Here is a 9,894-nt window from a genome sequence, read left to right on the forward strand (position 1 = left end):
CGCGGACACCGGCACCGGAACGCACGCGAGCGACGCCGAGGTCGACACGACCGAGGCCGAGTCGAACACCCGGGCCGAGGCCGCGGTCAAGGCCGAGACCCTGATCGAGTCGCTGCCCTGGCTCAAGCACTTCCACGACAAGATCATCGTCGTCAAGTTCGGCGGTAACGCCATGGTCAGCGAGGCGCTGCAGCGCAGCTTCGCCGAGGACATGGTCTACCTGCGTTATGCCGGCCTCCGCCCCGTCGTCGTGCACGGAGGCGGCCCGCAGATCTCGGCGATGCTCGACCGCCTCGGCATCCAGAGCGAATTCCGCGGCGGCTACCGCGTGACGACCCCCGAGGCGATGGACGTCGTGCGGATGGTGCTCACCGGCCAGATCAACCGCGAGCTCGTCAGCCACATCAACGAGCACGGCCCCCTCGCGGCCGGCCTCTCCGGCGAGGACGCCGGACTCTTCCAGGGCCGCCGCCGCGGCACGATGATCGACGGCGAGGAGGTCGACCTCGGCCTCGTCGGCGACGTGATCGGCGTCGACCCAGAGGCCGTGCACGCCCAGCTCGACGCGGGCCGCATCCCGGTGATCTCCTCGATCGCGCCAGACACGGATGTCCCGGGCCAGTCCCTGAACATCAACGCCGACGCCGCCGCCGCGTCCCTCGCCATCGCGCTCGGGGCCGAGAAGCTCGTCATCCTCACCGATGTCGCCGGGCTCTACAGCGACTGGCCGAACCGGGACTCCCTCGTCTCGATCATCGAAGTGCCCGAGCTCCGCGCCCTGCTGCCCGACCTGGAATCCGGGATGATCCCCAAGATGACCGCCTGCCTCGACGCCGTCGAGGGCGGCGTCGCCAAGGCGGCCATCATCGACGGGCGTGTGCCGCACTCGATCCTGCTCGAGGTCTTCACCGGGAGCGGGATCGGCACCGAAGTAGTACCCCGGGCGAACTGAAGCCCAACCGCACCACACCACCGACACGACGGATTTGAGAATGACAGGCGAAACGATCACCGACTCACCGGCAACCTACGCGGGCACGACCGACGCGGCCACGCTCGCGGAACGCAGCGAGGGCTGGCGGGACCGATACACCGCGGCGATGATGCTCACCTTCGCGCCGCCGCGCGCGATGCTCGTCCGCGGCGCCGGCTGCTACGTCTGGGACGAGAACGGCACCGAATACCTCGACTTCCTCGCGGGCATCGCCGTCAACTCCCTCGGGCACGCCCACCCCGAGATGGTCGCCGCCGTGTCAGCCCAGGTCGGCACCCTCGCGCACATCTCCAACTACTTCGCGTCCCCCTCGCAGATCGAGCTCGCCGAACGGCTCAAGCGCATCACCGGGGCCGGCCCGGCCGGCCGTGTCTACTTCTGCAACTCGGGCGCCGAGGCCAACGAGGCGGCCTTCAAACTCGCCCGCCTCAATATCGGGAGTGAGCCCGGTCGGCCGCGCACCCGCATCCTCTCGTTGCACGAGTCCTTCCACGGCCGCACCATGGGCGCCCTCGCCCTGTCAGGCAAGCCCGCCATGCGGGCGCCGTTCCTGCCGGTGCCCGGCGGCGTCGAGCACATCCACGCGACCTTCGAGGCCCTCGAGGCCGCGATCGACGACACCGTCGCCGCCCTGTTCCTCGAGCCCGTGCAGGGGGAAGCCGGCGTCATCGACCTGCCGGACGGCTTCCTGCGCCGCGCCCGAGAGCTCTGCACCCGGCACGGGGTCCTGCTCATCCTCGACGAGGTGCAGACCGGTGCCGGACGCACCGGAGACTGGTTCGCGTACCAGCACGACGGCATCCTGCCCGATGCGATCTCGATCGCCAAGGGCATCGGCGGCGGGGTACCGATCGGCGCCCTCGTCACCTTCGGTGCGACGTCCGAGCTGTTCCAGCGCGGCCAGCACGGCTCGACCTTCGGCGGGAACCCGCTCGCGACCACGACCGCCAACACCGTGCTCGGCATCATCGAGCGGGACGGCCTCGTCGCCAACGCCGCCCGCCGCGGCGAGCAGCTCCGCGACCTGATCCTCGGCTTCGACTCCCCGCACATCCTCGAGGTGCGGGGCCGCGGCCTGCTGCTCGGAATCGGACTCGCCGAGCCCGTGGCCCTGAAGCTCGCCGACGCGGCCCTCGAGGCCGGCCTCATCATCAACGCCGCAAACGAGTCCACCATCCGGCTCGCGCCGCCCCTCATCGTCGGCGAGGCCGAGCTGGCCGAATTCGGGCGCCGATTCGGGCTCGCCCTGGCCAGCCTCTAGGCTGAAGAATCCCCCATTCCAGCGAAAGTGACCCCGTGACCCGCCATTTCCTGCGCGACGACGACATCTCCCCGGCCGAACAAGCCGAGATCCTCGACCTGGCCGTTGAGCTCAAGCGCGACCGATTCCAGGCGAAACCCCTCGCGGGCCCCCAGACCGTCGCCGTGATCTTCGACAAGTCGTCGACCCGCACCCGGGTGTCCTTCGCCGTCGGCATCGCCGACCTCGGCGGAAGCCCGCTGATCATCAGCACCGCCAACAGCCAGCTTGGGGGCAAGGAGACCGCGGGCGATACCGCCCGCGTGCTCGAACGCCAGGTCGCCGCGATCGTCTGGCGCACCTACGGCCAGGCCGGCCTCGAGGAGATGGCCCTCGGCACCACCGTGCCCGTCGTCAACGCGCTCTCCGACGACTTCCACCCCTGCCAGCTCCTCGCCGACCTGCTCACCATCCGCGAACACCGCGGCGAGCTCGCCGGCCTCACCCTGACCTTCCTCGGCGACGGCGCCTGCAACATGGCGCACTCCTACCTCCTCGCCGGCGCGACGGCGGGCATGCACATCCGTGTCGCCTCCCCGGCCGGCTACACCCCGCAGCCGCAGGTCCTGGCGGATGCCGAGGCCATCGCCGCGAAGACCGGCGGCTCGATCACCCTCTACACCGACCCCGCGGAAGCGGTCACCGGCGTCGACGTCGTCGTCACGGACACCTGGGTGTCGATGGGATTCGAGGACGAGAAGGCCGCACGCGTCGCCTCCCTCGGCGCCTACCGCGTCGACAGCGCGCTGCTCGCCCGCGCCAAGCCCGACGCGCTCTTCATGCACTGCCTCCCCGCCGACCGCGGTTACGAGGTCACCGCGGACGTCATCGACGGGCCGCAGAGCATCATCTGGGATGAGGCCGAGAACCGCCTGCACGCGCAGAAGGCGCTGCTGGTCTGGCTGCTCGGCCACAACACCAACCCGTAAACTGAGACTTAGTAGATATTTAGAGGGAGAACCATGGCTGAACGTGTTGTGCTCGCATACTCCGGTGGACTGGATACCTCGGTCGGCATCGGCTGGCTGAAGGATGCGACCGGCAAGGAGGTCGTAGCACTCGCCATCGACGTCGGGCAGGACGGCGAAGACATGGAGGCCATCCGCCAGCGTGCGCTCGACTGCGGCGCCGTCGAGGCCATCGTCGTCGACGCGAAGGACGAATTCGCCAACGACTACATCGTCCCGGCTCTCAAGGCCAACGCGCTGTACCAGAAGCGCTACCCGCTCGTCTCCGCGCTCAGCCGCCCGCTGATCGCCAAGTACCTCGCCTCCACCGCCAAGGCGCTCGGCGCCGACAGCGTCGCCCACGGCTGCACCGGCAAGGGCAACGACCAGGTCCGGTTCGAGGCCGCCGTCGCCGCGCTCGCTCCCGACCTGATCTCCCTCGCCCCGGTCCGGGACTTCGCGCTGACCCGCGACAAGGCCATCATCTACGCCGCGGAGCACAACCTGCCGATCAAGCAGTCCGCGAAGAGCCCGTACTCGATCGACCAGAACGTCTACGGCCGCGCGGTCGAGACCGGCTTCCTCGAAGACCCGTGGAACGCGCCGATCGAGGACCTCTACACGTACACCCAGGACCCCACGGTCACGCGGGACGCGACCGAGGTCGTCATCCGCTTCGACCAGGGCGTCCCCGTCGCGATCGACGGCAAGCCCGTCACGCCTCTGCAGGCCATCGAGATCATGAACAAGCTCGCCGGCGACCAGGGCGTCGGCCGGATCGACATGGTCGAAGACCGCCTCGTCGGCATCAAGAGCCGCGAGGTCTACGAGGCCCCCGCCGGCATCGCCCTCATCGCCGCGCACGAAGAGCTCGAGAACATGACCATCGAACGCGACCTCGCCCGCTACAAGCGCGGCGTCGAGGCCAAGTGGGCAGAACTCGTCTACGACGGGCTCTGGTTCTCCGGCCTCAAGCGTGCCCTCGACGTGTTGATCGACGAGACGCAGAAGTACGTGACCGGCGACATCCGCCTCAAGCTGCACGCCGGCACCGCGGTCGTCACCGGCCGCACGAGCCCGCAGAGCCTCTACGACTTCAACCTCGCCACCTACGACACCGGAGACACCTTCGACCAGAGCATGGCCAAGGGGTTCATCGAGCTGTGGTCGCTGCCGAGCAAGATCTCCGCACGCCGCGACCTGGCCGGCAAGTAGGGTCCGGAGCATGACAGGCGATTCTCCGGTCAACCGCGCCGGTGAGGCGGGCGCCCTCTGGGGTGGCCGCTTCGCCGGGGGACCGAGCCCCGAGCTCGCACGGTTGAGCAAGTCGACCCAGTTCGACTGGCCACTCGCGCCATACGACATCCGGGGTTCCCGGGCTCACGCCCGTGCCCTGGCCGCCGCTGGTTACCTGAGCGCCGAAGAACTCGCCGCCATGATCGCCGGGCTCGACCGGCTCGACGCCGCCATCAACGATGGAAGCTTCCAGCCTGCCGAGAGCGACGAGGACGTGCACTCCGCCCTCGAACGCGGCCTGATCGACATCGTCGGCGCCCCGCTCGGCGGCAAGCTCCGCGCCGGGCGCAGCCGGAACGACCAGGTCGCCACCCTGATCCGGATGCTGCTCCGCGACAAGGCCGCGAGCATCTCCGCGCACCTGATCACGGTGATCGACGCCCTCGCCGCCCAGGCCGAGGCCAACGAGACCGCGATCATGCCCGGGCGCACCCACCTGCAGCATGCGCAGCCGGTGCTCCTCGCCCACCACCTCTTCGCGCACTGCTGGCCGCTCGTGCGCGACCTCGAACGCTTCACCGACTGGGGCAAGCGCGCGGACTACTCGCCGTACGGTTCCGGCGCCCTCGCCGGGAACACCCTCGGCCTCGACGCCCGGCTCGTCGCGACCGACCTCGGCTTCGGCCACGTCGTCGAGAACTCGATCGACGGAACCGCGAGCCGCGACCTCGTCGCCGAGTTCGCGTACATCACCGCCCAGATCGGCATCGACATCTCCCGCCTCGCCGAGGAGATCATCCTCTGGAACACCCGCGAATTCGGTTTCGTCACCCTTGACGACGCGTACTCGACCGGGTCCTCGATCATGCCGCAGAAGAAGAACCCCGACATCGCCGAACTCGCCCGCGGCAAGTCCGGTCGCATGATCGGCAACCTCACCGGCCTGCTCACGACCCTCAAGGGTCTCCCGCTAGCGTACAACCGCGACCTGCAGGAGGACAAGGAACCCGTCTTCGACTCGATCGACACCCTCGAGGTGCTCCTGCCCGCCTTCGCCGGCATGATCGCGACGCTGACCTTCCACACCGAGCGGATGGCGGAACTCGCCCCCGCGGGCTACTCCCTGGCCACCGATGTCGCCGAATGGCTCGTCAAGCAGCGTGTGTCGTTCCGGGACGCGCACGAGATCACCGGGCTCCTCGTGAAGTACGCCGAGCAGAACGAACTCGAACTCCACGAGGTCGACGATGACGCGCTCCTCACGATCTCCGCGCACCTGACCCCCGAGGTGCGCAGCGTGCTGAGCATCCACGGGTCCGTCGAGGGTCGCGACGGCCAGGGCGGCACCGCCCCGGTTCGCGTTGCCGAGCAACGGGCCGTGCTCGTTGCCCGGGTGCGCGTGCTCGCCTCGGCACTCGCGCTCTAGCGGGCGCCACGGGTGAACGCCGCGCGGGAACTGCGACGTGACGGGCGCCGCCGGTGAGCCTCGACCGGGAGCTGCTCGCACGGCCGGCGATCGAACTCGCCCCGCTCGTGCTCGGTGCGGTTCTCCGCCACGGCGGGGTCGCGCTGCGCATCACCGAGGTGGAGGCCTACCTCGGCGACGGAACCGACCCGGGCTCGCATGCCTTCCGGGGTCGCACCCGGCGTAATGCGACCATGTACGGCCCGCCCGGGCACCTCTACGCGTATTTCAGCTATGGGATGCACGTCTGCGCCAACATCGTCTGTTCCCCGGAGGGTGCCGCGTCAGCGCTCCTGCTCCGCGGAGGCGAGATCGTCGACGGACTGGCCGAAGCCCGGTCGCGCCGCACGACCTCGAAGACCGACGGCGATCTGGCCAGGGGACCGGCGCGGCTCACGATCGCCCTCGGTATCGGGCTCGGCGACGACGGCGCCGATCTCGGCGCCCTGCCGTTCGAGCTGACCCTTCCCGCCATTCCTGCGCCGGCGGTACGCACCGGTCCGCGCACCGGCGTGAGCGGTCCCGGCGGGGGAGTGGCGTTCCCGTGGCGATTCTGGCTCCCGGGCGAGCCGACCGTGTCGCCCTACCGGCGGCATCCGCAGCTTGGAAACGCGTCGGGGGTTTAAGCCACCGACAAAACACCCTCCCGATCGCGCAGAGGGGCCGTAACTCAGCGCACGCAGTCGCTCAGCTCGTCGCGATCTTCACGAGGGCGGCGCACGCGCAGGCCCAGATCAGGCTCGCGAAGGTGCCGATGATGAAGCGCTCACGGGTTTCGGCCTCGGTGAGTTCGGTGAACCGGCCGACGCCCTTGATGGCGACGACGACGGCGATCGCCTCGGGGAACCCGGCGAGGATCGCCCCCGCGACCGCGAGCCGTTCGAGGATGCCGATCATGAGACCGCCGCGGAGCACCTCGTGCACGGCACCGGCCGCGCCGGGTGCTGCGGGCGTCGCGCCGTCGTCGACGAGGATGCCGCCGTGCTGGCCGGGCCGCGCGGAATCGTGGGTGGCGAAGTCGAGTGCGAGCAGGGCCATCGGACCGCCGCCGACGACGGCGAGGGCGAGTGCGATCAGTCCGAGGATGACGCCGAAGGTGTCGCTGCCGCCCGGAGCGGGGGCCGCCGCGATCAGCAGGGCGCCGGCGAGGCCGCCCGCCGAGATGATCGCGAAGGTCTGCTTCCGCCACCGGAACGCGAGCACGGCGCAGACGAGCGAGCCGATCGTCACGAGCAACAGCAGCATCCAGTACAGCGTGGCGAGGATCTGGAAGGACTGGATCGTCATCCGGCGGTGTCCGTTTCTGTCGAAGTCTGCTCGAGGTCTTCCACGAGCCTAACGAGTGCGGGGTGTGCAGCCTCCTCGACCCTCCAGAGCGAGGACTTGATCCGCTGGCTCACCGCGGCGGGCGTGATCCCGAGCCGGGCGGCGATGTCGACCTGGCTGAGCCCGCCGCGCAGCAGGTCGACCGCCGCCCAGCCCTCCGGCGAGCGGCGCTGGCGGAGCAGGAGCACGGTCGCGATGAGCGCCTCGACCTCGGCGCCGGCCAGAATCGGTGCGCCAGCGGGCAAGCCGGGGTGGGCCCGGCCGGCGGATGCCCCGGCCGCCGTGGCCCCGGACCCGTCTGCGTCGAGGGCGAAGCGGGCATCCGCTTTCTTGGCTCGCGTCACGGCGGCCCGCGCGGCGATGAATGCCGCGCCGGAGGCCTGCCGGGTGGCGTGGGGGAGCGGCACCCGGACCGGGCCGATGCCGAGGCCGATGCTCCAGTGCCCCGACCGGTGCAGCGCGAACACGACGTCGAGCGCGGTCGCGGCGTCGGTGAGCAGCGCCTGGATCTCGTCGCCGGAGGTCTGGTCTGGCGGCAGGAGGAAGGCGGGGCCGAAGTCGGCGGCGAGGCGGGCGATCATCTCGCCGGCCCGGTCCCGGTCGTGGCGACTGTCGATCTGGTCTGCGGTGATCACGAACATGAGCGCGCCCTCCGGTGCGATTGCTGTGCAGCGCGGGAGTTCGCCCGCATAAAGTAAGCGTACACGCTATATATCTGAATATTCATTCTTCAGGCTTAATTATTCACGATGAAGGCTCAGGCCTGTCCTCCCGGCCCGGCACGGCCGCGCTGGTAATCTGGGCTGCGTGTCAGATCCCGTGATCCTCAAGCAGCAATCCAACGACGTCACCTTCGAGAATGTCTGGGAGGAGATCTCCTGGCGTGGCCTCGTGCAGGTGTCGACCGACGAGGCCGAGCTGCGCGCGCTGCTCGCGGGGGAGCCGATCACCTTCTATTGCGGGTTCGACCCGACCGCGCCGAGCCTGCACCTCGGAAATCTCGTCCAGCTCCTGCTGATGCGCCGCCTGCAGCTCGCCGGTCACCGGCCGCTCGGCCTCGTCGGCGGTTCCACCGGTCTGATCGGCGACCCGCGGCCCACCGCGGAGCGGGTGCTGAACACCAAGGACACCGTCGGCACCTGGGTCGGCTACCTGCAGGCGCAGGTGTCGCGCTTCCTGAGCGCGGAGGGCGACAATCCCGTCACCCTGGTGAACAACCTCGACTGGACCGGTCCGCTCAGCGCGATCGACTTCCTGCGCGACATCGGCAAGTACTTCCGGGTCGGCACCATGCTCAAGAAGGATGCGGTGAGCGCGCGGCTGAACTCCGACGCCGGCATCAGCTACACCGAGTTCAGCTACCAGGTGCTGCAGGGCCTGGACTTCCTCGAGCTCTTCCGCGCGCACGGCTGCGTGCTGCAGACCGGGGGCAGCGACCAGTGGGGCAATCTCACGAGCGGCACGGACCTGATCCGCAAGGCAGAGGGTGCGAGCGTGCACGCCATCGGAACACCACTGATCACGAACAGCGACGGCACCAAGTTCGGCAAGAGCGAGGGCAACGCCGTCTGGCTCGACCCCACCCTGACGAGCCCATACGCCTTCTACCAGTTCTGGCTCAACACCGACGACGCCGATGTGATCCTGCGCCTCAAGATCTTCACGTTCCTGACGCGGGCCGAGATCGAGGGCCTCGAGGAATCGGTTGCCACGGAACCCTTCAAGCGGCTCGCCCAGCGCACCCTCGCCGTCTCGGTGACGAGCCTCGTGCACGGGCGGGCGGCGACGGATGCTGCCATCCACGCCGCGCAGGCCCTCTTCGGCCAGGGTGACCTCGCCGACCTCGACGAGGAGACCCTCGAGGCCGCCCTGCGTGAACTCCCCAACACGACAACGGCCCCGCACGCACCCGTCATGCAGTTGCTCGTGGACACCGGACTCACGACGAGCCTGAGCGAGGCCCGGCGCGCGATCAAGCAGGGCGGGGTGTACCTGAACAACGTCAAGGTCCTCAGCGAGGACCAGACCATCGAGGGGGCCGTGCTCCCCGGTGGTGTCGCCGTGCTCCGCCGCGGCAAGAAGACCCTGGCCGGCGTCTTCGTCGAGTAGTCCCTGCCCGGCGTCTTCGTCGAGCAGTCCCCGCCGCGAGAGTACGATTTTGGCCCTTAAACCTCCGGTTTAAGGGCCAAAATCGTACTCTCGCGGATGCTAGGGGCGGCGTGGGCAGGGGCGTGACACGCCCGGGGTGGTGCGGGTTTTGACGGGGGTGGTGGGGGCACGTAATGTCTTCACGTACCCCAAAGGTGCGGAAAAGCCGCAGTGCTTTCCGGCCTCACGTGGGACCGAAGTTTTACGCTCTTCTCACTCTCGAATCCTTGATTCAGATGTGCGAGGCGTAGGCTTGAAAGTCTTCCTCCCGTAAGTTTTGTCGGATTGGTTGAACTCCTTTTGTGGACGCGTTTTCGTGTCGAGAAGCGGGGTTCCGGCCGATTTGACAGGGGCTGCGGGGGAGGTTAGGTTAGACAAGTTGCCTCGGAGCGACAGCCACTAAGCCGGTTACGGTGTGGCCTGAAGCCGGGTGCGTCCGATCCTTGAGAACTCAACAGCGTGCACAATGTCAAATGCC

Annotated in this window: 9 protein-coding genes; 7 read left to right on the forward strand and 2 right to left on the reverse strand. The window is 68.9% G+C overall.

From position 1 onward, the window contains the following. The first annotated feature begins 100 nt into the window (after positions 1-100). The 6 genes from argB to E3O46_RS13320 are packed head-to-tail and all read left to right on the forward strand — an operon-like array spanning position 101 to position 6,568. Positions 101-952, forward strand: a complete 852-nt coding sequence (argB, locus tag E3O46_RS13295; RefSeq protein WP_241984934.1) for an acetylglutamate kinase — start codon at positions 101-103, stop codon at positions 950-952. Between the two features lie 40 nt (positions 953-992). Beyond that, entirely contained in the window at positions 993-2,255 is a 1,263-nt protein-coding gene (locus E3O46_RS13300) for an acetylornithine transaminase (protein WP_134447013.1), read from the forward strand. 35 nt (positions 2,256-2,290) lie between these two features. Continuing rightward, positions 2,291-3,223 (forward strand): ornithine carbamoyltransferase, encoded by a 933-nt coding sequence (gene argF, locus E3O46_RS13305; protein WP_134561847.1) that lies wholly within the window; start codon positions 2,291-2,293, stop codon positions 3,221-3,223. A 33-nt stretch (positions 3,224-3,256) separates the two neighbouring features. Beyond that, positions 3,257-4,456, forward strand: coding sequence for an argininosuccinate synthase (locus tag E3O46_RS13310; protein ID WP_134561848.1), 1,200 nt, complete (start codon positions 3,257-3,259; stop codon positions 4,454-4,456). A 10-nt stretch (positions 4,457-4,466) separates the two neighbouring features. After that, positions 4,467-5,903 carry an argininosuccinate lyase gene (gene argH, locus E3O46_RS13315; RefSeq protein ID WP_134447018.1) on the forward strand — a complete coding sequence of 479 codons (1,437 nt, stop codon included), beginning with the start codon at positions 4,467-4,469 and terminating at the stop codon, positions 5,901-5,903. A gap of 53 nt (positions 5,904-5,956) precedes the next feature. After that, positions 5,957-6,568 (forward strand): DNA-3-methyladenine glycosylase, encoded by a 612-nt coding sequence (locus E3O46_RS13320; RefSeq protein WP_134561849.1) that lies wholly within the window; start codon positions 5,957-5,959, stop codon positions 6,566-6,568. A 61-nt stretch (positions 6,569-6,629) separates the two neighbouring features. Here the strand turns inward: E3O46_RS13320 and E3O46_RS13325 are convergent, their stop codons facing one another. Both E3O46_RS13325 and E3O46_RS13330 read right to left on the reverse strand, forming a co-directional pair. Next, positions 6,630-7,229, reverse strand: a complete 600-nt coding sequence (locus E3O46_RS13325; RefSeq protein WP_134559705.1) for a hypothetical protein — start codon at positions 7,227-7,229, stop codon at positions 6,630-6,632. Next, positions 7,226-7,909 (reverse strand): winged helix-turn-helix transcriptional regulator, encoded by a 684-nt coding sequence (locus E3O46_RS13330; protein WP_134561850.1) that lies wholly within the window; start codon positions 7,907-7,909, stop codon positions 7,226-7,228. Before E3O46_RS13330 ends, E3O46_RS13325 begins: the two co-directional genes overlap by 4 nt. A 166-nt stretch (positions 7,910-8,075) precedes the next feature. On the opposite strand from E3O46_RS13330, the gene tyrS reads away from it, so the two are divergent. Next, the gene (gene tyrS / locus E3O46_RS13335) at positions 8,076-9,377 is read left to right on the forward strand and encodes a tyrosine--tRNA ligase (RefSeq protein WP_241975411.1); all 1,302 of its coding nucleotides are present in this window, start codon (positions 8,076-8,078) and stop codon (positions 9,375-9,377) included. Positions 9,378-9,894: the final 517 nt, after the last annotated feature.

It is taken from the genome of Cryobacterium glucosi, from assembly GCF_004402235.1.
Taxonomy (GTDB): domain Bacteria; phylum Actinomycetota; class Actinomycetes; order Actinomycetales; family Microbacteriaceae; genus Cryobacterium; species Cryobacterium glucosi.

What these genes read in the sequence shown, in the direction of transcription:
- E3O46_RS13300 (WP_134447013.1), top strand. Translation starts at nt 993, where the DNA reads ATGACAGGCGAAACGATCACCGACTCACCGGCAACCTACGCGGGCACG.
- E3O46_RS13310 (WP_134561848.1), top strand. Translation starts at nt 3,257, where the DNA reads ATGGCTGAACGTGTTGTGCTCGCATACTCCGGTGGACTGGATACCTCG.
- argH (WP_134447018.1), top strand. Translation starts at nt 4,467, where the DNA reads ATGACAGGCGATTCTCCGGTCAACCGCGCCGGTGAGGCGGGCGCCCTC.
- E3O46_RS13325 (WP_134559705.1), bottom strand. Translation starts at nt 7,229, where the DNA reads ATGACGATCCAGTCCTTCCAGATCCTCGCCACGCTGTACTGGATGCTG.
- E3O46_RS13330 (WP_134561850.1), bottom strand. Translation starts at nt 7,909, where the DNA reads ATGTTCGTGATCACCGCAGACCAGATCGACAGTCGCCACGACCGGGAC.